This is a genomic window from Actinomyces sp. oral taxon 897, assembly GCF_002999235.1.
Lineage (GTDB): Bacteria > Actinomycetota > Actinomycetes > Actinomycetales > Actinomycetaceae > Actinomyces.
The window spans coordinates 1326874-1348418 of the sequence record NZ_CP027236.1; the positions used below are offsets into that span (position 1 = coordinate 1326874).

Here is a 21545-nt window from a genome sequence, read left to right on the forward strand (position 1 = left end):
TCCTGAGCCACTGCACGGACCTCAACGTCCGTTGCCGGGGTTTGGGTATCCACAGATTACGTCAGAGGTGGCGCGTAGGGCTAGAACTATGGGAATATTGGTTCATGGCACGGAACTTTCTGACAATCGCCGACGTCGCCGAGAGCCTCCAGCTCTCGACGCAGGCCGTACGCGCGCTCATCCACTCCGGGGACCTCCCCGCGATCCAGGTCGGAGCCCGCCACCTGTGGCGCATCGAGGACACCGCCCTGGATGAGTACATTGAGCGGCAGCTGGCCAGTACTCGTACCAAGGTCACCGCAGGTGGCCTGCCGGACGAGGCCTGACCCGTCCTGGTCGCGGGCCCGCCGGGCCCGTGACGTGTCCTGATCCACAGCCTCCTGTCTGGCACACCACTGTGCCAGACAGGAGGCCGACTCTGTCTGTCCGGACCAGGATTTTCATCTATGAGCGAACGCTTTTGCACCTGTGATTAATAAGACAGAGTTATCGGTGCTACCGGCTGCGCATGACCTCGATGCTCTCCAGGAGCACACTCACACGCCGCCGCACCCCCGGGGCCGAGGAGCCGGGGGCCCACGCCCCGCGCCCGCCCACGCCGTCGACGATGACGTCGAGGTGGTCCGCCCCGACCCAGGCCAGGCGGCCCACGACCTCCCCGCCCAGGAGGACCACCCGCACCCGGGTGCCGCGCCTGACCATCTCCCGCAGGGCCATGGGCAGGCTCACGGCCCGACGCCCCTGCACCCCCGGGGCCGGCCTGCCTAGCGGGGAGACGACCGCCAGGGCCGCCACGGGGACGAGGGCCTGGAGGCCCACCTCCTCCTCCAGGAGCAGGTAGGCGCTCTCGCACCGGCGCAGCACCCCCTCCAGCTGCGCCCCCGAGCGGGTCCGCAGGCTGAGGCACTGCCCGGTAGCGGCCCGCAGCCGGTCCACCAGGCGCACGGCAGAGGCCTCCGCCTCCGCCAGGTCCAGGCTCTGGGCCACGACCTGCGTGCGCTGCTCGGCCTCAAAACGGTTCTCCAGGTCCGCGAGCATGACATCCCAGTCCACAGGCCTAACCTCAGCACAGTTCGCCCACAGGGACAAGATGCCTAAACATGACGTAAACGCTTGACAGAACCTCTAGACTCAGGCATGCTCTTCTCACACCACCACCGTCGTTGGAGCCCCTCATGAGCGCCCGTCCTCGTCTTCTGGTCCTCGCCACCGCCGCCTCGCTGCTGGCCCTCGCCCTGGTCCTCACCTGCCTGCAGGCGGTCTCCGCGCTGGTCGCCGTCCCCACGTCCTGGTGGGGCCCCAGCCAGCTCTCCGCCGCCCTGGTGGCCCTGGCCAGCGCCGCCGGGGCGGCGGGAGCCGCCTGGCACGCCCTGTCCGCCCTCCTGGCCCTGCTGGTCCTGCCCGCCCGCGGGCGACGTCGCGCGGCAGCACCCGCCCAGCGTCTCCTGGCGCGGTGGGGCGCCCCGTGGGTACGGCGGATCCTGGTGGGCACGCTCAGCCTGAGCGCGGTCACCGCACCCGCCCTCGCGGCGGTGCCCACCCCTGACGACCTCGGCTGGCGGCCTACGCAGTCCGCGCCGGCGCCCGCCCCGCAGGCCGCGGACGACGTGGCTACCGGGGATCCTGCCGCCGGGGATCCTGCTACCGGGCCGGCCCCTGAGGACACCGCGGGCCCCTCCCCCGCCGACCCGGCGGCCCCGGGGACGGCCCCGGGCGGGGCCGCGCCGCCTGGGGGCGTCCCGTCTGGGACCGTCACCTCAGCGCCCACCGCCCCGGGGCCGCAGGGCGCCCCACCCGGGGCACCGGGGGCACCGGGGTATCCGGGGGCATCGGGTGCACCGGGGGCACAGGGGTCGCCCGCCCCCGGGGCCGAGGAGGAGGCCACCGCGTCGGCGCCCGCGGGAACCGGGGCGTCCCACGGCACCCGGGCCACCGGCTCGCACACGGTCCGTCCCGGGGAGTCCCTGTGGTCCATTACCGCCGACCTGCTGCACACCACCGACCGGGGTGCCATTGCCTCGGCCTGGCCCACGCTGTGGGCCGCCAACCGGGTGGTGGTCGGGCGCGACCCCGGGCTCATCCGCCCCGGCACGGTCCTCCAGGTCCCCGAGGCCCTCCTCCCGGCCTGAGGACCGCGACCGGGACCTTACGTCCGCCGCCCCGGCCTCTGGCCTGGGCCTGGGGCCACCCGGTCCCCCCCACCGGCCCGGGAACAACGACCCCCTCGCGGGCGCAGCCGCCCGCCGCCCGCCCCACCGGCCCGGGAACGACCCGGCCACCCACCGACCGACCACGCACCACCAGCGGCCTATGAGCTGGCCGCCGTCCTGTTCGCGACCGACCACGCACCACCAGGAGCTGTCATGAGCGCCGTCACCACCGCCACCCCCCGTCTGTCACGTCGCCCCGGCGAGGCCAGGGGCCGCCGTCGCGCCCCGGCACCACGACCAGCCGCCCCGTCCCGGGGCACCGCCCGCCCCGGGGACGGGCGGCCCCTGAGGCGCGAGCCCCTCAGCGGGGCCCAGGCCCCCGGCTGGAACGTCGTACGCCTCCACCCGCCCCGGACCTGTCTCTCCCCGGCGCCCGCCAGGCGGTGGCCCGGCCCGTCCCCGGAGGCCGCCCTGGGCCCGGGGGCGGCCCTGGAGCAGCCCACGCGCCCCCTGCCGGACGTGGCCCGGCACGCCCGGGTGGTGGTGTGCGCCGCCTGCGAGGTGCTGGCCGGACGCCGCCCGGTCGAGCACCTGGCACGCTGGACGACGCCGGCGCTCATGGAGGCCCTGACCCGGCGCGCCGGACTGGCCCGCAGGATCCTGGGCCGGGAGGCGGCGCCCCGTATGCGGGCACGCTCCACCCATGTCCAGGCCCTGGCCGGGGGCGCCAGGGAGGTCGTGGTGGTCCTCGACGACGGCACCCGGGTCCACGCGGCCGCGGCGCGCCTGGAGCCCTGCAACGGGCACTGGCTGCTGACCAACCTGGAGATGGCCTGAGGGCCCTCGTCCCCGCCTCCGCCGGTCCTTCCCAGGTCACCCAGGGCATCACCGCCCTCGTCCTCACCTTCACCGGCCTCTAAGGAGGAGCTGGCGCAGTCGGCGAGGAGGGCGCCCGGTGCAGGAGGCCGGGCCCTCACGCCCCACTACGTCCACGCGCCCCAGGGGCCCGGCCACTGCCCGCGGGCTTCGGCACCACGCGTACGCGCCGACCACCACAGGCCACGGCCCGGCCACTGCCCGCGGGCTTCGGGCCGTTCACCTGGACTGCGTCCACGCGCTCAGGGTCCCGGACCTGAGCGCCTCCGCCCTGGCGGCGAACAAGTACCGTTCTCGCGACGAACAAGTACCGTTCTCGCGAGCAATAAGTACCGTTCTCGCGGTGGGGGGCGGCGGGGCCCTCAGTGCCTGCGCTTGGAGCGGCGGCGACGCTGGGCGCGGTTGCCCTGGGCCGCCTGTGCCAGCTTCCCGGAGCGCCGGGGGCCCAGGGGGGAGGCGGAGGTGCCAGCCGAGGCAGGGCTACCGGCGGAGGCAGGGCTACCGGTAGAGGCGTCGGGCCCCGACTCGCTGGTCCCACCGTCCTCGGCAGGACCTGAGTAGGTCACCCGCCGGCTCATGGACTCCTGACCGGTGTCGCCCAGGACGGAGCCGGCGGCACGCCGCCCGGTGCGCCCCAGCGAGACGCCTGCGGCGGCGCGTCCGTCGGAGTCCGCCACCGTGCGGGCCGCCTCCAGGGTGCCCTCGGCCTCGGCGCGCCTGGCGGCCGCCTCGAAGCGGCCCGCGTTGGCGAAGACCTGCTCGACGGTCTCCTCGCGGATGCCCTCCATCATGGCACGGAACATGTGCGCCCCCTCGTTGGCGTACTCCACCAGCGGGTCCCTCTGGGCCATGGCGCGCAGGCCGATGCCCTCCTTGAGGTAGTCCATCTCGTAGAGGTGCTCGCGCCAGCGCTTGTCCACCACGCTCAGCAGGACCCGCCGCTCCAGGGTCCGCATCGGCTCCTCGCCGAGCTGGGCCCGGGCCAGCGGGTTGGCGTCCAGGTGCTCCTGGGCCTGCTCGTAGGCCAGGGCGGCGTCGCCGGTCAGGGCCTCGGTCAGGGCCTGCGGGGTGAGCAGGTCGATGCCGCCGGCGGCGTCCACGACGTCGTCCTTGGTCAGGGAGACGGGGTAGATGTGGGCCAGGTCGTCCCACAGGGCGTCCAGGTCCCACTCGTCAGGGCGGCCCTCGGAGGTCCGAGAGGCCACCACGGTGCGCACCACCTGGGCGCGGAAGTGCTCCAGCTGGGGCTCGAGGTCCTCGCCCTCCAGGACGCGGCGGCGCTCGGAGTAGACCTTCTCACGCTGCTCGGTCATGACGTCGTCGTACTTCAGGACGTTCTTGCGGATCTCGTAGTTGCGCGCCTCGACCTGCCTCTGGGCGGAGGCGATGGCGCGGGTGACCACCTTGGACTCCAGGGGGACGTCGTCGGGGTAGGCGCCCGAGGCCATGAGGCGCTGGGCCACCGCCGAGGCGAACATGCGCATGAGGTCGTCCTCCATGGACAGGTAGAACCGGGAGCGCCCGGGGTCCCCCTGGCGCCCGGAGCGGCCGCGCAGCTGGTTGTCGATACGCCGCGACTCGTGGCGCTCGGTGCCCAGCACGTACAGGCCCCCCAGCTCAACGACCTCCTCGTGCTCGGCGGCGCAGGACTCCTTGGCGGCGGCCAGGGCCTCGGGCCAGGCGGCGTCGTACTCCTCGGGGGTCTCCTCCGGATCCAGCCCGGCCTCCTTGAGGGCGGCCACGGCAATGTACTCGGCGTTGCCGCCCAGCATAATGTCGGTACCGCGCCCGGCCATATTGGTGGCCACCGTCACGGCCCCCTTGCGGCCGGCCATGGCCACCACCCCGGCCTCGCGGGCGTGCTGCTTGGCGTTGAGCACGGTGTGCTCGATGCCCCGCCTGGTCAGCAGGGCCGAGAGCTCCTCGGACTTCTCCACGCTGGTGGTACCCACCAGGACCGGCTGGCCGGTCTCGTGGCACTCGGCGATGTCGTCCACGACGGCGGCCAGCTTGGCGGCCCTGGTGGAGTAGACCAGGTCCGGGCAGTCCTCACGCTGCATGTCCCTGTTGGTGGGGATGGGCACCACGCCGATCTTGTAGGTGCCCGCGAACTCGGCGGCCTCGGTCTCGGCCGTGCCCGTCATGCCGCAGCGCGAGCCCTCGGGGTAGAGGCGGAAGTAGTTCTGCAGGGTGATGGTGGCCAGGGTCTGGTTCTCGGCCTTGATCTCCACCTTCTCCTTGGCCTCGATGGCCTGGTGCATGCCCTCGTTGTAACGGCGCCCGGGCAGCACGCGCCCGGTGTGCTCGTCCACGATGAGCACCTCGCCGTCGCGCACAATGTAGTCCTTGTCCAGGTGGAAGAGCTCCTTGGCGCGCAGGGCGTTGTTGAGGAAGCCAATGAGCGGGGTGTTCTCGGACTCGTAGAGGTTGTCGATACCCAGGTAGTCCTCGACCCGCTCGATGCCGGGGGCCAGCACCCCCACGGTGCGCTTCTTCTCGTCGACCTCGTAGTCCCGCTCCCGGCGCAGGCGCTCGGCGATGACGGCGAACTCCTTGTACCACTTGTTGACGTCCCCGCCAGCCGGCCCAGAGATAATGAGGGGGGTGCGGGCCTCGTCAATGAGGATGGAGTCCACCTCGTCGACGATGACGAAGGCGTGGCCCCTCTGGACCAGGTCCTCAGGGCGCTGGGCCATGTTGTCGCGCAGGAAGTCGAAGCCGAACTCGTTGTTGGTGCCGTAGGTGATGTCCATCGCGTACTGCTCGCGACGCTCGGCGGGGGTCTGCCCCACCAGGATGCAGCCGGTGGTCAGGCCCAGGAAGCGGTGGACGCGCCCCATGAGGTCGGACTGGTACTCGGCCAGGTAGTCGTTGACGGTCACCACGTGCACGCCCTTGCCGGTCAGGGCCCGCAGGTAGGAGGGCATGGTGGCCACCAGGGTCTTGCCCTCACCGGTCTTCATCTCCGCGATATTGCCCAGGTGGAGGGCGGCACCGCCCATGATCTGGACGTGGAAGGGGCGCATCCCCAGGACCCGGTCGGCGGCCTCCACCACCGTGGCGAAGGCCTCGGGCAGGAGGGCGTCCAGGGTCTCGCCCTTCTCGTAGCGCTCCCTGAGCTCGTCGGTCATCTCCCTGAGATCCTCGTCGCTGAGGTCACGGTAGGTCTCGGCGAGCTCCTCGACCTGGTCGGCCAGGGAGTCGAGCTTGTTGACGGTACGGCTCTCACCGATACGAAGGATCCAGTCGAAGATCGACACGCTGGCTTCTCCCTGGCTGTTGACGTGTGGTGCGGCGGTGGGCCGGGCGCCGGGGCGCCGTGGGCGCGCACCGGCCTCATGCTAGTAGACGTTACCGCCCTCGTGGTGCGCCCCCGCCCCGCCCCGCGGGCCGCCCGCCCTTCGAAGCGGCGTCGTTCCGGGGCCCGCTCAGCCCACAGGAGGCCCCGCTGAGGCTGGCCTCACAACGTTCTGTGGACAGTCGCGGCGCGCGGGGGCCGGCGGGTCCACCCTGGAGGCGTGCGCCGCTACCTGTCCTGGCTTCGCGCCTGGTGGAACCGTCTGGCGGGACCGTGCCTGAGGCTGGTCCTGCCGTCCTCCTGCGCGGGCTGCGGGACCTGGGAGACCCGCCTGTGCCCTTCCTGCCGCGCCGTGCTGGCCGGCCCCCTGCGGCCGGTGCCGCACGCCCAGGCCCTGGGGGACCTGCCCGTGTGGGCCCTGGCCAGCTACCGGGGCGTGGCCCGCCGCCTGGTCCTGGCCTGGAAGAACGGGGCCCGTGAGGATCTGGAGGAGGCCATGGTCGGTGCCGGCCGGCGCGCGGGGCTCACCTGGGCGGCGGGGCTGGACCCGGGGACCGTGGACCTCCTGGCCGGGTGCGGCGGGCTGCTGGTGGTGCCCGCCCCCTCGGGGCTCAGACGGCGCCTGGCCGGACGCCTGGTCGCCTCCCGCCTGGCTGACGGCGTCGCCCGCGGGGTGGCCCACGGGCTGACCGGCACGAGGCTGAGGGTGTGCAGCGTCGACCTCCTGCGCCGCCCCCTGCTGGGCGCGGGACGGGCCCACCAGGCGGGCAGCTCCAGCCGGGGGCGGCGGCGCAACCGCTCCGGGGACCTGCGCCTGCTCGCCGGCGTGGAGGGCCGGGCCGTCCTGCTGGTGGACGACGTCGTCACCACCGGGGCGACCCTGGCCGCCTGCCAGCGCGCCCTGACCCGCGGCGGCGCCCGGGTCCTGGCGGCCCTGACCCTGGCCGCCACGCCCGCGCCCCGGCGACGCCGCAGCCTGCTGGCGCCGGTGGGGACGGTACCGGGTGGCACCGCGTCCGCCGACGGCGATAACGCCTCTGACCAGCGGTGTAATGCGTGCACAGCCCCGGGAGATAGTGTAGTTTGTGTGTCACAGGACACACGGAAGTCGTGTGGGGACGGGCCTTCCGTCCCTGTCGCCGAGGAGGTGGTCAGGCACTCCCAGGGCCCGCCGCACCGAGGCGACGGGCACCCGTCCCAACGATCCGCTGAGCCCGGATCATGACTTACAGAAATGAGGGTCCGTCATGGACGTCACCGTCGTCGGTCGCAACGCCGAGATCAGCTCTCGCCTGCGCGACTACGTCGAGGAGAAGACCGCCAAGGTCGAGCAGTTCGACCCCCGCGTCCAGCGCGTGGAGGTCGAGGTCACCCACGAGCGCAACCCGCGCCAGGCCGACACCGCCGAGCGCGTCGAGATCACCGTCATCTCCAAGGGCCCGGTCATCCGGGCCGAGGCCAGCTCCTCGGACCGCTACGCCGCCGTGGACATCGCCATGGGCAAGCTGACCGAGCGCCTGCGCCGCGCGCGCGACCGCGTCAAGGACCACCACCGCTACGCCGTGGTCCTGCGCCCGGAGGAGGCCGCCGTGGCACCGGTGCCCGAGCCCGAGATCCCCGACACCGACGACGCCCCCATCGAGGACTCCCCCCACGCCCCCACCGAGCGCGGGGTGGCGGTGGAGGCCCAGCTGGGCGACTCCCCGGTGATCGTGCGCCAGAAGCTCTACCCGGCCAGCCCCATGACCATCGGCGAGGCCCTGGACCAGATGGAGCTGGTGGGCCACCCCTTCTACCTGTTCATTGACAAGGAGACCGGGCAGCCCTGCGCGGTCTACCGCCGCCACGGCTGGACCTACGGCGTCATCCGCCTGGACGTCACCGTGAGCTAGGCGCTCCCCGGGGCCGCGCCCTGTCCCCGGACGCGGCGCGGCCCCGGGGCCCGGGCTCCCGCCCAGAGGCGGAGCGCCCAGAGGCAGGGCTCGTCCCGGGCAGGTCGCTATCCCCGGGGCGACGCGCTCAGGGAAGCGGGTAGGACAGGTCCGTCAGGTCGGTGTCCACCACGCGCCAGGTGGCTCCCGAGCGCTGCCAGACCTGCTGGGAGGCGTCCGTCAGGCTCAGCGTGCCGTCCACCCGGTTGGCCGCGACCTGGGTGGCGCCCAGGGCGCCGGTCTGGTCACTGCTCAGGCCCCCCACCTGGAGGTGGTGGATACGGGGGGCGCCGCCCTCGTCCTGGGCGGGCAGGAGCAGGGCCACGTTGACCGGGTCGTACCAGCACGGGGCCCCCAGGACGGTCGGGGCCCCCTCGGGGAGCAGCGCCAGGGCCCGGCCCAGGGCGGTAGGGCGCCCGCTGGCGTCGCGCACAATGACGGCCACGTCCACCTGGTCCTGGCCCTCCCCCCGGTGGTGCACCACCAGGCGCTCGCCCTCGGCGGAGACGTCCACGGCCAGGACCGTGCGTCCCTGGAGCCAGGTGGCCGTCAGGGGCGCCCGCAGCCCGGCGGCGTCCACGGCCACCAGCACCCCGTCCTCGGCGGTCCACACCCAGCCGGTCCGGTCCGCCACGGGGGCGGTCAGCCCGCCGCCGGTGCCGGTACCGGCCGACAGGATCACCGAGGCGCTCCCGGCCCCGGAGGGGACCTGGACCAGGCTGGGCCCGGAGACGACCGTGAGCCGCCCGTCCTGGCCCAGGAAGGGCCAGCGCCCGCTGGCGCTGCCCAGGACCTGGGCCCGGGCCAGGACGGTGCGGGCGGTCCCGGTACCGCGTACGACGTCGCCCCCGCTCATACCCAGCACGTCACCCGGGGCCCTCAGGACGGCCTGCAGGCTGGCGCCCGAGCCCAGGTCCCGGTCCTCGGCCAGGACCCGCACGGAGCTGACGGAGCTGACCTGGAGCAGGGTCTCACGCAGCTGGGCCACGGCCAGGTCGCCCCGGGCGCCCTCCAGGGCCGACCCCGTGCCGGTCAGCCGCACCGTGACCACCTGCCCGGACTGGCTGACCTCGGCCGTGGTCCCGGCGGGGAGGGCGCTGTCCACACCCTGGGCCAGCCAGTCCGAGGGGCCGGCCACCACCAGCTCCACGAGCCGTTCCAGCTCGCAGCCCGACGGGACCCAGCGCAGCTCGGGGACCAGGCGCCGCCCGTCCCAGGACGGGAAGCACAGCCACCGGGCGGCGTAGCTCAGGCGGACCGTGGAGTCGGCGAGCAGGGTCCCCTCGGGGGGCTCGGCCACGCGCCACTGGCCGGCCACGTCCCGGGCCAGGGAAAACCTGGTCTCGGTGTGGGTCAGCGGGGCCCGGGTCATGGCCCCCGAGGGCGCGATCGTGCCGATGACGGTGGTGCTGACGCTCACCGAGCCGTCCGGGGCCCGGGCCACCACCGGCGCGTCGGCCTCCTGGTAGACGCGCACCAGGTCGCGCGGGCTCCAGCGGGCGGCGACGTCAGGCAGCAGGAAGGACCTGGCGGTGGCGAAGTCGTCGGAGAAGCCCGCGGTGCACGCCCGCAGGAAGCCGGTGACAATGAGCTCGGGGCCCGCCCCCTCGGTGGGTCCGGGGGCGGTCTGGACCAGGGAGTCGGGGTCGGCCCCCGGCACGGTGGCGGTGTGGACGGCCCCGGAGGTGGGCAGGCGGGCGCAGCCGCAGGCCAGGGCGCCCAGAGCCGCCAGCAGGGCGCGACGGCTCAGGTGCCGGACGGCCCCGCGGGCCCGGCCGGGCGCGTACCGGTCCACCGGGCTCACTGCCCCTCCTCCTGCCCGGGCCGGCCCTCCTGGGGCCGGGCCCCGTCCTGGCCCGCGCCGCCGTCCAGGGGCTGGAGGGGGCCCCGCCGGCGCACGGCCGGGTCCGGCAGGGTGGAGTTCAGGCGTCGGGCGCTCTTGCCGGGCTGCCCGGTCCGCCGGGAGACGGGCCCGGGCCACTGGCCCGCGCTGGTGTGCCCCGCGCTGGTGCGCGCCACGGCGGGGGCGTCGGGCGGCACCACCTCCAGGGGCGGGGCCCCCGTCAGGGTCCCCGGGGTCCCGTCCTCCCCCAGGACCCGGGGCAGGACCAGCAGGAAGGAGGAGCCGTCGGCAGGCCACCCCCAGGCCGTCAGCGTGCCGCCGTGGAGGTGGGCGTCCTCCAGGGCGATGGACAGCCCCAGCCCGGTGCCTCCCAGGGTGCGTCGGCGCGAGGGCTCGGCCCGGTAGAAGCGGTCGAAGACCTTGGCCACGACGTCGGGGCTCATACCCACCCCGTGGTCACGTACCCGTAGGGCGACGGCGTTGGAGGAGGTGGCCACGGTGACGTCGATGACGCTGCCCTCGGCGTGCTCAATGGCGTTGGTGACCAGGTTGCGCACGATCCGCTCCACGCGGGTGACGTCCATCTGGGCGGTGGCGGGCTGGTCGCCCAGGTCGAGGTGGACCTGGGCCCCTGAGGCGGTGACGTGGACCTCGACGGCAGACAGGACCCGCCGGACCACCTCACGCAGGTCCTCCTGGCTGACCCGCAGCTCCACCCGGCCCGAGTCGATCCGGGAGATCTCCAGCAGGTCGGTCAGCATGGTCTGGAAGCGGTCCACCTGGTCGTTGAGCAGCTCGGCCGAGCGCCGCGCCAGGGGGTCCTCGATCTCGGTGCGGGCGGCGTAGAGCTGGTCGGAGGCCATGCGGATGGTGGTCAGGGGGGTGCGCAGCTCGTGGGAGACGTCGGAGACGAACAGGCGCTGCACGGTGGACAGGGCGGCGTAGCGCTCGATCTGGGCCTGGAGGGAGGCGGCCATGGTGTTGAAGGAGGTGGCCAGCCCCGCCAGCTCGTCCTCGCCGCGGACCTCAATGCGCTCCGAGAGCGTGCCCGAGGCCAGGCGCTGGGCGGCCAGGGAGGTCTGGCGCACCGGCCGCAGGACCCTGGCGGTGACGGTCCAGACCCCCAGCACGGTCACCAGGGCGAAGCCGACGCCCGCGGTAATCACGGCGCGGGAGGCCACGGTCACCAGGCGCTGCTCGGGGGCCAGGGTGTACAGGACGTAGACGTCGTACTGGCCGGCCACGGGCAGGCTCAGGCGGGTGCCCACCAGGACCCCCGGCTCCTGGCCCGACCCGCCCTGCGTGCCGATGCTGGCGGGGACCTGCGTGGGCCGCCAGGCCAGCGTCCCGGCGGGGGCGTCCTCCACGGCCTGGGTAATGTCGTGGGTGACCAGGGCGTCCATGGCCGCGTCCGTGGACAGGTCGTTAATGGCCACCGAGGAGGACTCGCTGCCGCTGCGGCGCAGGGCGACGCCGACCCCGCCGGCCCCGGCCGAGGAGCCCCGGATGGAGGTCACCTGCGTCTGGGCCAGGAAGGCCACCTCGTCGGGGCTGGTGACGGTGGCGGCGTCCAGAACCGCCTGGGCCGTCCTGACCCGCTCCATGGCGTCAGCCAGCACGGCGTCACGCTTGTCGCTGAAGACCGACTCGCGGATGGTGACCGTGACCACCCCGAGCAGGACGGTGATGAGCACGGCCCCCGCCACCAGGGCCGCCACGGTGACCCGCAGGATAAGGGAGCGCCGCATGAGCGCCCGCAGGCCCGCCAGGCCGGCCACGGGGGACCGGCGCCCGGGCTCAGACCGCGTCGCCAATGCGGTAGCCCACGCCCCGGACCGTCACCACGATGCGGGGGCGCTCCGGGTCCGGCTCCACCTTGGAGCGCAGGCGCTGGACGTGGACGTTGACCAGGCGGGTGTCCGCGCCGTGCTGGTAGCCCCACACCGCGTCCAGGAGCTCCTCGCGGGTGAAGGCCTTCCAGGGCGAGCGGGCCAGGGTGGTCAGCAGGTCGAACTCCAGCGGGGTCACCGCAATGGTCTGGGCCCCGCGCAGGACGCGGTGGGCGGCGACGTCAATGTCCAGGTCCCCGGCGCGCAGCACCTCCGGGGTGACGGCGGTGGACAGGTGGCGCAGGCGCGCCCGCACCCGGGCCAGGAGCTCGGTGGTCTGGAAGGGCTTGGTGACGTAGTCGTCGGCCCCGGCCTCCAGCCCCGCCACGACGTCCTCGGTGTCGGTACGGGCCGTGAGCATAATGACCGGGACGTCGGACAGGCGGCGGATCTGGCGGCAGACCTCCACCCCGTCGATCCCCGGGAGCATGAGGTCAAGCAGGACCAGGGAGGGGTGGTGGGCGCGGAAGAGGGCCAGAGCACCGTCACCGGTGTCACAGGTGACTGGCGTGTACCCCTCGCTCTCCAACAAGATGCTCAGCATCTCGGAGATCGCGGGGTCGTCGTCAACAACGAGGATACGCACGGTCATGTGTCCTATCTTGGCACGCCGGGCACGCTACGTCAGTCACAACGGGTCCCAGGCCCCTCACCTGGTCGGCTCTCCCCCGATCGGCCCCTGGCCGGCGGGGTACCCCCCAGGGCCGATCTCCTCCTGGAGGGGGAGGACCCCGACCCCCCTGACGTGTCAGCATGGGGCCATGAGCGCACCGCCCCCCGACGGCTGGCAGCCCCCCTCCCAGCCGCTCGACGACCAGCCCCCCCAGGAGCCGGAGGCCCCGGCAGAGAACGTCCAGGGGATGAGGCCGGAGCGGGCACCCGCCTTCGGGGTCCCGGGCTACGGCGTCCCCACCGACTTCCTCCTGGCCCCCAAGCCCGGGATCATCCCCCTGCGCCCCCTGACCGTCTCGGAGATCATCGGCGGGGCCTTCGCCGCCCTGCGGGCCAACCCCCGGGCCATGTTCCTGCCCGCCCTGCTGGTCATGGGCGTCCTGGGCGGGGTCAGCGCCGTGCTGACCTACGCCCTGCAGAGCGCCACTCTGATCAACCTGGACGGCCGCACGACGCAGGGGGCGGCCGAGACGCTCCTCATCCTGCCGGCCCTCGTCACGCTGAGCCCCTCGACCCTGATCGCGACCGTCGTGTCCATTGTCGCCAACGGGCTGCTGACCGGCCTGCTCATCGTCACGGTCTCACGGGCGGTCCTGGGGCGGGTGGCCAGCCCGGGCCAGGCCTGGGCGCAGACCAGGGGACGCATCTGGGCGCTGCTGGGGCAGGCGCTCCTGATCACCCTCATCGAGACGGTCCCACCCGCTGGCGCCACCCTGGGCGCCACGGCGCTGCTGCGCCAGCTCCTGGGGGACAGGACGGTCGACACCGGCTCGTCGGGGGAGGTCCTCCTGGTGATCCTCGTCATCCTGCTCGTGCTGCTGGTCTGGGTCCTCATCACGGTCTTCCTCGTGGTCCGCCTCTTCCTGGCCCCCGCCGCGCTCATCCTGGAGAACACCTCGGTGGCCAGCTCGATCCGGCGCTCCTGGACCCTGACCCGGGGCTCCTTCTGGCGGGTCCTGGGAGCCCTCGTGCTCATGGGGCTCATCGCCTGGCTGGTGGCCGGGGCCATCGGCATCGTGGCCGGGGTCGGAGCTGGCGTGGTGACGGTCCTCCAGCCCGGGTCCGCCACCGTGGCCGCCTCGGTCGTCATGCTCGCCTCCACCCTCGCCACCGCCCTGGTCATGCCCTTTACCGCCTCCGTGGCCGCCCTGATCTACATCGACCTGCGGATGCGCAAGGAGGGCCTGGACATTGAGCTGCGTCGTGCCGCCGCACAGTAGCGCCGGCGGCAGCCGTCGGGGGACGCCGGGCCTCCTGGCGGCCTGCCTGGCCCTGACGCCCCTGGCGGCGCCCGGGCCCGTGGACGTGCCCGCCACCCCCAGCGCGGAGGAGGCCCGGCGCGCCGCCCAGGAGGAGCTCTCCAAGGCCGTCTACCAGGAGCGCCCCAGCCTCGCCCAGCTCATCTGGGACTGGCTCCAGGAGCACCTGTCCCCCACCCACCTGGTGCCCGGGGTGCCAGCCTGGGTCTCGGTGGTCGTCACCCTGGTCGCGGCCCTGGCCCTGCTGGCCGGCCTGGTCTACGTCCTCAGGTACCTGACCTGGGCCAGACGGGCCCGGCTCGGCTCCAGGCGCCTCTTCGAGGACCCCCGTGACGCCGCCTCCCTGACCCGGGCCGCCGACGCCGCGGCCGGGACGGGCGACTGGGCCACCGCCGTCGTCGAGCGCTTCCGGGCCATTATCCGCTCCCTGGACGAGCGCGGGCTCATTGAGGACTACCCCGGTATGACCGCCCGGGAGGCCGCCACCCTGGCCGCCCGGGCCCTGCGGTCGCTGAGGCAGGAGCTGCTCCAGGCCGCCGCCCTGTTCGACTCGGTGCGCTACGGGCACGTCCAGGCCACCAGGCAGCAGGACGAGTGGATACGCCAGCTGGCAGGCCAGGTGGCCTCCCTGCGCCCGACGCAGACCCAGAAGGGACAGGTATGAGCCCGGCCCCCGCTACCGACACCAGGACCGCTCCCGCCGCCGGGGCCGGGACGAACCGGCCAGCAGGTACCAGCCAGGCCGTGGGCGACCCCCTGGGCACCCGCCTGCGCCGCGCCCGTCCCGTGGTCCTGGCCCTGCTCCTGCTGACCGCCGTCGTCCTGGGCACCCTGAGCCTGCGTCCCCAGGTCTCCAAGGTCCCCCTGGCGATCGACAACCCCACCTCCACGGGCGCCATGGCCCTGGCCGAGCTCCTGCGCGCCCAGGGCGTCTCGGTGCGCTCCACCAGCTCCTGGTCCGACGCCCTGACCGCCTCCCAGGACGGGGCCACGCTCGCACTGGTCTCACCTAAGTCCCTGAGCCCCGACGAGCGGGAGGACCTGGCCCGCGCCGGCGGGGACGTCGTGGTCCTGTCCGACCTGTACCAGAGCCTGGCCGGGCTCACCCAGGCCACCGTCACAGGGGCCTCGACATCCAAGGACACCGTCCTGGAGGCCGGCTGCCAGGACCCCGACGCCCTGGCCGCCGCCCGCCTGCCGGGGGTCCGCGGCTCGGTGACCGCCACCGACACGTCCGGCCACCAGATCCCCGGCGCCACCGGCTGCTTCCCCCTGGGCCCCTCCGCCGGCTCCTCCCAGCACTCCTACGCCTACCTCACCGCCCCCCTGCCCTCGGGCGCGACGCTGCGGGTCATCGCCGACAACCAGCTGGTCACCAACGCCACCCTGGCCCAGCAGGGCGCGGCCGCCCTGGCCGTACGGGCCCTGGGGCACCACCGTGAGGTCGTCTGGTTCGACGCCGACTACCGTGACGCGACCAGCCTGTGGGACTCCCCCGACCTGCCCCGCCAGCTGCCCGTCCTGGTCCTGCTGTCCCTGGCGGTCCTGGCGGCGCTGGCCGGGGTGCGGGGGCGACGCATGGGGCGTCTGGTGCCCGACCCCCTGCCGGTGGTCGTGCGCTCCACCGAGACCACGCTGGGGCGCGGGCACCTCTACCGGCGCGCCCACGACCACGCCCACGCCGCCGGGGTCCTGCGGGCCGGTACCCTGGCCCGGCTCCGTCCCCGCCTGGGCCTGCCCCGCCACTGCGAGACGGCCCTCGTGGCCCAGGCCGCCGCCCGGGTCACCGGCCTGCCCGAGCCCTACCTGGACCAGCTCCTGGCCGGTCCCCCACCACACGACAACCAGGCCCTGACCGACCTGGCCTCCCAGCTCGACCACCTTGAGAGCGAGGTTCACTCATGAGCTCCACCCCCTACGGGCAGGACCCCGACGCCCACCCCGCCGCACCGCCCGACGCCCCGGGCCGGGCCGACCCGCGCGGGCGGCTGGTGGCGGTACGCGGTGAGGTCTCCAAGGCGGTCGTGGGCCAGGACGCCGCCGTCACCGGCCTGGTCATCGCCCTGCTCTCCGGCGGCCACGTGCTCCTGGAGGGGGTGCCGGGGGTGGCCAAGACCCTCCTGGTGCGCGCCCTGGCCCGGGCCCTGGAGGTGGGGACCACCCGCATCCAGTTCACCCCCGACCTCATGCCCGGTGACGTGACCGGCTCCCTGGTCTACGACGCCCGCAGCGCCGAGTTCTCCTTCCGCCCCGGGCCGGTGTTCACCAACCTCCTCCTGGCCGACGAGGTCAACCGCACCCCTCCCAAGACCCAGGCCGCCCTCCTGGAGGCCATGGAGGAACGGCAGGTGTCCGTCGACGGCCGCCCCCGCCCGCTGCCCGACCCCTTCATGGTCATCGCCACCCAGAACCCCGTGGAGTACGAGGGCACCTACCCCCTGCCCGAGGCCCAGCTGGACCGGTTCCTGCTCAAGCTCGTCCTGCCCGTGCCCGAGCGGGCCCAGGAGGTCGAGGTGCTCTCCCGCCACGCCTCCGGCTTCGATCCGCGCGACCTGGCCGGGGCCGGGCTGGGGCCCGTGGCCTCGGGGGCGGACCTGGCCGCGGCCCGCGCCCAGGTGCGCACCGTGGGGGCCTCCCCGGAGGTCCTGGGCTACATCGTGGACCTGGTGCGCGCCACCCGCAGCTCGCCGTCGGTGGCCCTGGGGGTCTCCCCCCGCGGGGCGACGGCGCTGCTGGCCTCCGCCCGCGCCTGGGCCTGGCTGGGGGGACGGGCCTTCGTGACCCCCGACGACGTCAAGGCCCTCGCCCTGCCCACCCTGCGCCACCGCATCACCCTGCGCGCCGAGGCGGAGATGGAGGGGGTCACCACCGAGTCCGTCGTCAACGGGGTCCTGCGCACCGTCACCGTCCCCCGCTGACCCCCTGGCCCCGCGGGGCCGGCCGTCGCCGCGGCGACGGCGTCGAACCACCTGTGAGGAGGAGCCGTGTTCCTCAGGATGCGCACCGTCTGGCTGCTCGCCGCCGGCGCGGTCCCCGTCCTGGCCTGGCCGCGCCCGCTGACCGTGGGGATCTGGGTGCTGGTGGTGCTCACCGCCGTGGCGGTGGACGTCATCCTGGCCCCCTCCCCGCGTGAGCTGCGCGCCGAGCGGCGGGTCTCGCGCTCCGTGCGCCTGGGGCAGTCCACCACGGACACCCTGACCCTGCACAACCCCACGGCCCGGGCGTTCCACGTGGAACTGCGTGACGCCTGGGTCCCCTCGGCAGGGGCCGTCGGGGAGCGCGCCACCGTCAGCCTGCCGCCCGGCCAGCGGCGTCGGCACCGCACCACGCTGACCCCCACGCGCCGCGGGGACCGCCAGGCGGACCTGGTGACCGTCCGCAGCCGGGGGCCGCTGGGGCTCGCGGGCCGCCAGGTCTCCCTGAGCTGCCCCGCCCGCCTGCGGGTCCTGCCCGCCTTCTCCTCGCGCCGCCACCTGCCCAGCCGCCTGGCGCGCCTGCGCGAGCTCGACGGGCGCAGCGCCGTCATGGTGCGCGGCGCCGGCACCGAGTTCGACTCCCTGCGCGAGTACGTGGTAGGCGACGACGTACGCTCCATCGACTGGCGCTCGACGGCGCGGCGCGGGGACGTGGTGGTGCGCACCTGGCGCCCGGAGCGGGACCGCCGGGTCCTCATCGTGGTGGACACCGGCCGCCTGGCCGCCGCCCGCCTGGGGGACGCCCCCCGGCTCGAGGCGCAGATCGAGGCCGCCCTGCTCCTGGCCGCCCTGGCCACCCACGCCGGGGACCGGGTCAGCATCCTGGCCATGGACACCCGGGTGCGTGCCCGCCTCAGCGGCCAGGCGGGACCGGCCCTCATGAGCGCCCTGGCCCAGGCCCTGGCCCCCCTGGACAGCGAGCTGACCGAGACGGACTGGCGCACCGTCAGCGCCACGGTGCGCCAGGCCCTGCCCCAGCGCGCGCTCGTGGTCGTCCTGGCGGGCCTGGACGGCGCGGGGGTGGGCATGACGCGGGCCCTGGCGCCCCTGGCCCGCGAGCACACCCTGCTGGTGGCCTCCGCCACCGACCCCGACCTGGAGGTCCTGCGCTCGCGGCACTCCACCGCCGAGGAGGTCTACGTGGCGGCAGCCGCCCAGGCCGAGCAGCACGAGCGCGACCGGGTGGCCGAGCTCCTCCAGCGCGCAGGTGCCAAGGTGGTCCAGTCCGACCCCGACGCCCTGGCCCCGTCCCTGGCGGACGCCTACCTGGCGCTCAAGGCCGCGGGGCGCCTGTGAGGGCGGTAGCGCGGCCCTCAGGCCGCCACGGGGAGCTGGTAGCCGGCGTCGTGCTCGTCCAGGTCACCGGTCACCCCGGTGGCCACGGCGCGCCGGCCCAGGGCGATGGTGTAGGCCCACAGCAGCGCCAGGGCCAGGACGCCCACCGCGACCTTGACCGCCCACGGAATGGGCGCCGGGGTCACGAAGGCCTCAATGAGCCCGGAGACGGCCAGGGCCACGGTCAGGGCCACGGACACCGTCATGAGGGAACGGGCCTCGCTGGCCAGGGCCCGGCCCCGGGGGCGCGGGCCCGGGACCAGGAGGGTCCAGAACAGCTTCAGGCCGGCGCCCCCGGCCACGAAGACGCTGGTGAGCTCCAGCAGCCCGTGGGGGGCGATGAGGGAGAGGAACTGGGGCAGGGCGTGGTGGTCGGCCATAATGGCCGCCACCTGGCCGAGGTGCACGACATTGAACCAGAGCACGGCCGCCGGCAGCACCCCGGTGATCCCCCCGGCCACGCACAGGGCCGCGATACGGGCGTTGTTGGTCCACACCTGGGCGGCGAAGTCCTGGGGGTCGTAGGTGGAGTAGTAGGAGGAGAAGGCGTGGTCCGCGTAATGGTCGAGCTTGGCGGGACTGCCCAGGGAGGCCATGGCCTCAGGCGAGTGCAGGGTCCACAGGGCCGTGACCACCGCCAGGGCGAGGCCCACCGCGCTCACCCCCAGCGTCCACCAGCGCACCCGGTACAGGGCCGCGGGCATGCTCACCGCCACCAGGTGGGTCAGACCCGTGACCCACGAGGAGGAGGCGGCGGTCACGCGCCCGCGCGCCCGCACCACCCGGGTGGAGAGCTCGGCGAGCACGACGGGGTCGGGGGCCTGCGCCGTCACCTGCGCCAGGTGCCGGGCGGCGGCCCGGTACAGGCCCACCAGCTCGTCAGCCTGCGCCCCGCTCAGACGGCGTCTGTCTACCAGGGTGTCAAGGCGCTCCCACTGGTCCTGGTGCGCCGCGACGAAGGCATCGATATCCACCTCAGGAGTGTGACACCGTGAGTACCGAACCGTCCTCCTCCGAGCGGAGGATTGAACAGGATCTCATGGTCATCGGGGAGGCCGTGGCCCTGGAGGTCGTCCCGGCCTCTCTCGGGTCGCGCCTGCTGTCAGGGATCATTGACTACGGCACGATGCTGGTGGGGCTGGTCCTGTCCCTGGCGACGTTCTCGCTGGCCGTCGAGAACGACTACTCCATGACCACGGCGCGCCTGGCCGCCGTGCTCTCCCTGGTGGTCTTCACCTGGCTGGTCGCTCTGCCCCTGCTCATTGAGTCGGCCAGCAACGGGCGCAGCCTGGGGCGCCTGGTCATGGGCACCCGGGTGGTGCGCGACGACGGCGGGAGCGTGCGGCTGCGCCACAGCCTGGTGCGGGTCCTGCTCAGCGTCATCGAGGTGTGGTTCACCCAGGGGGTCCTGTGCCTGATCACGTGCGTGGCCACGAGGCGGAACAAGCGCCTGGGTGACGTGCTGGCCGGCACCTACGTCATCCAGGAGCGCGCCGCCGCCCGCCGTACCCCGCCCGTACTCATGCCCCCCGAGCTGGCGGCGTGGGCCCGTCAGGCCGACATCCGCGGGCTCCCGGGCCACCTCGCCCTGGTGGTGCGCACGTTCCTGTCGCGGACCACCTCCTTCCAGCCGGCGGTGCGGGCGCACCTGGCCACCGAGCTGGCGGCGCAGGTCGCCACCTGCGTGAGCCCTCCCCCGCCGCCGCGCACCCACCCCGAGCGCTTCCTGGCCGCGGTCCTGGCCGAGCGCCGGGACCGCGAGCTCCTCATGGAGCTCCAGGAGCGGCAGGCCGAGGAGGAGACCGTCCCGTCCCTGCTGTGAGCCGGGTGCGTACCACGGCGGGCTCACCGGCGTCCGGGCCAGCCTGGCTCCCCGCGACGCTACCGGGGGGCGCCGCGCCGGGTACTACCGGGGGGCGCCGGGGCGGCTGGCGGCCCCGCTCGACTACTCCTGCTCGGCCAGCTCCTGCTGGGCCGGCCCCCGCTCAGCTGTGCTCAGGCGGCCCCTGCTCGGCTGGCTCCCGCTTGGCCGGCCCCCGCGGGCGCGGGCAGGGCCTGGTCGACCAGGAGCACCGGCACGCCGTCGCGCACCGGGTAGGCCAGGCGGGCACCGGGTGACAGCAGGCAGGGCCCCGCACCGGGCAGGACGACGTCGAGCAGCTCCTGGCCGGTGACCGGGCAGCGCAGGAGGGCGCGCAGCCAGGGGGCCACGGCCTGCCCCGGCTGGGGCACCGAACCGGCCCGGGACGTGACGTCTCCCACCTCAGCCCTCCTTGTGTCCGCGCAGTACGCGCAGGTGCCCGCGGCGGATGATCTCGTCCTCGCTGCCGGGGGAGGTGATCCCCGGCATGTCCCGGACCTGGCAGGGGAGGGTGTCAGCCACCTCGGTCAGCGGCACGGGGGAGATCCCGCCGCGTGAGCTGCGCTCGGCGCGCCTGGGCACGGGGCGGGGGGTCCGGGAGGCCTCCCGGACGGCGTCGGCCAGGGCCAGGAGGTCGTCCTCACTGGGCGGGGCCGGGGCGAGGTCCGTGGCCAGGCGGATGACCTGCCAGCCGCGGGGGGCGGTAAAGGAGTCCACGTGCTTCTGGCACAGGTCGTAGGCCTCCGGCTCACGTTCGGTGGACAAAGGCCCCAGGACGATTGTCGAGTCGGCGTAGACGCTGGTGAGGGTCGCCACAGCGGGGTTCTCACAGCCGGATCGTCGGCACGGTCTGACACTTCGCACTCTAGCAGGCTACCGTGTACGCAGGGTGGAGGCCCTACCGACGCCCCAGTATGAAGGCCAGGAGCGAACCGCGGAGCGAATAGGGTGTGCACCGTGCCGTCCTCCCCCGCTCCGGTCCCCACCTCGCCCGCCGTCCACCGTCGTGACCGGCACGGCCGGGGCCTGCGGGGACCCCTGCTGCCGCCCGCGCTGCCCGCCTGGCGCACCCGCGCCGAGCGCTTTGACGAGATGGTGGTAGCCAGTGCCAGCGAGCTGGCCAGGCGCTGGCCGCAGGTGGAGGCCGTCCAGTTCGCCGTCGAGGACGTCCCGCCCTCGGACCCGGCGCCCTGGGAACGGGGCGTGGTCCTGGGGCGGGGCTTCCAGGCCGAGCCGCGGGCGGGCCTGCCCGCGCGGGTGGTGCTCTACCGGCGTCCCATCACCTCCCGGGCGCGGGGGACCCAGGACCTCCCCGCCCTGGTGCACCAGGTGGTCGTGGAGCAGGTGGCGCTCATGCTGGGACGCCGTCCTGAGGAGATCGACCCTGACGCCTAGGGCACGCCGGCCCTGGCGCGTGGGGCTGCCGAGGCTGGCGCACCCTGGTCCCGGCGCTGGT

20 protein-coding genes are annotated in these 21545 nt (G+C 74.3%); 12 read left to right on the forward strand and 8 right to left on the reverse strand.

Annotated features, from left to right (window positions below):
* Positions 1-104: 104 nt before the first annotated feature.
* The gene (locus tag C3V41_RS05330) at positions 105-326 is read left to right on the forward strand and encodes a helix-turn-helix domain-containing protein (RefSeq protein ID WP_106109398.1); all 222 of its coding nucleotides are present in this window, start codon (positions 105-107) and stop codon (positions 324-326) included.
* Between the two features lie 169 nt (positions 327-495).
* Here the strand turns inward: C3V41_RS05330 and C3V41_RS05335 are convergent, their stop codons facing one another.
* Positions 496-1053, reverse strand: a complete 558-nt coding sequence (locus tag C3V41_RS05335) for a Fis family transcriptional regulator (protein WP_106109399.1) — start codon at positions 1051-1053, stop codon at positions 496-498.
* Between the two features lie 122 nt (positions 1054-1175).
* Between C3V41_RS05335 and C3V41_RS05340 the strand changes: the two genes are divergently transcribed.
* Entirely contained in the window at positions 1176-2129 is a 954-nt protein-coding gene (locus C3V41_RS05340) for a LysM peptidoglycan-binding domain-containing protein (RefSeq protein WP_106109400.1), read from the forward strand.
* A 234-nt stretch (positions 2130-2363) separates the two neighbouring features.
* A complete protein-coding gene (locus C3V41_RS13600; protein ID WP_129591485.1) occupies positions 2364-2987 on the forward strand; it encodes an Rv3235 family protein in 624 nt (207 codons plus the stop codon).
* A gap of 401 nt (positions 2988-3388) precedes the next feature.
* Here C3V41_RS13600 and secA read toward each other — a convergent pair whose 3' ends face one another.
* The gene (secA, locus tag C3V41_RS05350; RefSeq protein WP_106109401.1) at positions 3389-6286 is read right to left on the reverse strand and encodes a preprotein translocase subunit SecA; all 2898 of its coding nucleotides are present in this window, start codon (positions 6284-6286) and stop codon (positions 3389-3391) included.
* Between the two features lie 258 nt (positions 6287-6544).
* Here secA and C3V41_RS05355 point away from each other — a divergent pair, with 258 nt between their 5' ends.
* A complete protein-coding gene (locus C3V41_RS05355) occupies positions 6545-7549 on the forward strand; it encodes a ComF family protein (protein WP_106109402.1) in 1005 nt (334 codons plus the stop codon).
* 22 nt (positions 7550-7571) lie between these two features.
* Positions 7572-8216 carry a ribosome hibernation-promoting factor, HPF/YfiA family gene (hpf, locus tag C3V41_RS05360; RefSeq protein WP_106109403.1) on the forward strand — a complete coding sequence of 215 codons (645 nt, stop codon included), beginning with the start codon at positions 7572-7574 and terminating at the stop codon, positions 8214-8216.
* A gap of 127 nt (positions 8217-8343) precedes the next feature.
* On the opposite strand, the gene C3V41_RS05365 is transcribed toward hpf, so the two are convergent.
* The 3 genes from C3V41_RS05365 to mtrA are packed head-to-tail and all read right to left on the reverse strand — an operon-like array spanning position 8344 to position 12579.
* A complete protein-coding gene (locus tag C3V41_RS05365) occupies positions 8344-10059 on the reverse strand; it encodes a GerMN domain-containing protein (RefSeq protein ID WP_106109404.1) in 1716 nt (571 codons plus the stop codon).
* The gene (gene mtrB / locus C3V41_RS05370) at positions 10056-11912 is read right to left on the reverse strand and encodes an MtrAB system histidine kinase MtrB (protein WP_254423694.1); all 1857 of its coding nucleotides are present in this window, start codon (positions 11910-11912) and stop codon (positions 10056-10058) included. The genes C3V41_RS05365 and mtrB overlap by 4 nt, the downstream gene beginning before the upstream one ends.
* Positions 11896-12579, reverse strand: a complete 684-nt coding sequence (gene mtrA / locus C3V41_RS05375; RefSeq protein WP_106109405.1) for an MtrAB system response regulator MtrA — start codon at positions 12577-12579, stop codon at positions 11896-11898. The genes mtrB and mtrA overlap by 17 nt, the downstream gene beginning before the upstream one ends.
* A gap of 169 nt (positions 12580-12748) precedes the next feature.
* Here mtrA and C3V41_RS05380 point away from each other — a divergent pair, with 169 nt between their 5' ends.
* From C3V41_RS05380 to C3V41_RS05400, 5 genes are all read left to right on the forward strand, one after another.
* The gene (locus C3V41_RS05380; protein WP_165271582.1) at positions 12749-13879 is read left to right on the forward strand and encodes a glycerophosphoryl diester phosphodiesterase membrane domain-containing protein; all 1131 of its coding nucleotides are present in this window, start codon (positions 12749-12751) and stop codon (positions 13877-13879) included.
* Positions 13863-14582 carry a DUF4129 domain-containing protein gene (locus C3V41_RS05385; RefSeq protein WP_254423695.1) on the forward strand — a complete coding sequence of 240 codons (720 nt, stop codon included), beginning with the start codon at positions 13863-13865 and terminating at the stop codon, positions 14580-14582. Before C3V41_RS05380 ends, C3V41_RS05385 begins: the two co-directional genes overlap by 17 nt.
* Positions 14579-15823: a DUF4350 domain-containing protein gene (locus C3V41_RS05390; protein WP_106109407.1), complete on the forward strand. Its 1245-nt coding sequence runs from the start codon at positions 14579-14581 to the stop codon at positions 15821-15823. The genes C3V41_RS05385 and C3V41_RS05390 overlap by 4 nt, the downstream gene beginning before the upstream one ends.
* Positions 15820-16836 (forward strand): AAA family ATPase, encoded by a 1017-nt coding sequence (locus C3V41_RS05395; RefSeq protein ID WP_106109408.1) that lies wholly within the window; start codon positions 15820-15822, stop codon positions 16834-16836. The genes C3V41_RS05390 and C3V41_RS05395 overlap by 4 nt, the downstream gene beginning before the upstream one ends.
* Positions 16837-16902: 66 nt before the next feature.
* Positions 16903-18189 carry a DUF58 domain-containing protein gene (locus C3V41_RS05400; protein WP_106109409.1) on the forward strand — a complete coding sequence of 429 codons (1287 nt, stop codon included), beginning with the start codon at positions 16903-16905 and terminating at the stop codon, positions 18187-18189.
* A gap of 17 nt (positions 18190-18206) precedes the next feature.
* Here C3V41_RS05400 and C3V41_RS05405 read toward each other — a convergent pair whose 3' ends face one another.
* Positions 18207-19202: a stage II sporulation protein M gene (locus tag C3V41_RS05405; RefSeq protein WP_106109410.1), complete on the reverse strand. Its 996-nt coding sequence runs from the start codon at positions 19200-19202 to the stop codon at positions 18207-18209.
* Between the two features lie 17 nt (positions 19203-19219).
* On the opposite strand from C3V41_RS05405, the gene C3V41_RS05410 reads away from it, so the two are divergent.
* The gene (locus tag C3V41_RS05410) at positions 19220-20050 is read left to right on the forward strand and encodes an RDD family protein (RefSeq protein WP_106109411.1); all 831 of its coding nucleotides are present in this window, start codon (positions 19220-19222) and stop codon (positions 20048-20050) included.
* A gap of 173 nt (positions 20051-20223) precedes the next feature.
* Here C3V41_RS05410 and C3V41_RS05415 read toward each other — a convergent pair whose 3' ends face one another.
* The gene (locus C3V41_RS05415) at positions 20224-20490 is read right to left on the reverse strand and encodes a Trm112 family protein (protein WP_106109412.1); all 267 of its coding nucleotides are present in this window, start codon (positions 20488-20490) and stop codon (positions 20224-20226) included.
* A 1-nt stretch (position 20491) separates the two neighbouring features.
* Positions 20492-20905, reverse strand: a complete 414-nt coding sequence (locus C3V41_RS05420) for a DUF3499 domain-containing protein (RefSeq protein WP_246742128.1) — start codon at positions 20903-20905, stop codon at positions 20492-20494.
* 141 nt (positions 20906-21046) lie between these two features.
* On the opposite strand from C3V41_RS05420, the gene C3V41_RS05425 reads away from it, so the two are divergent.
* Positions 21047-21484, forward strand: coding sequence for a metallopeptidase family protein (locus tag C3V41_RS05425; protein WP_246742129.1), 438 nt, complete (start codon positions 21047-21049; stop codon positions 21482-21484).
* The last annotated feature ends 61 nt before the right edge of the window (positions 21485-21545 follow it).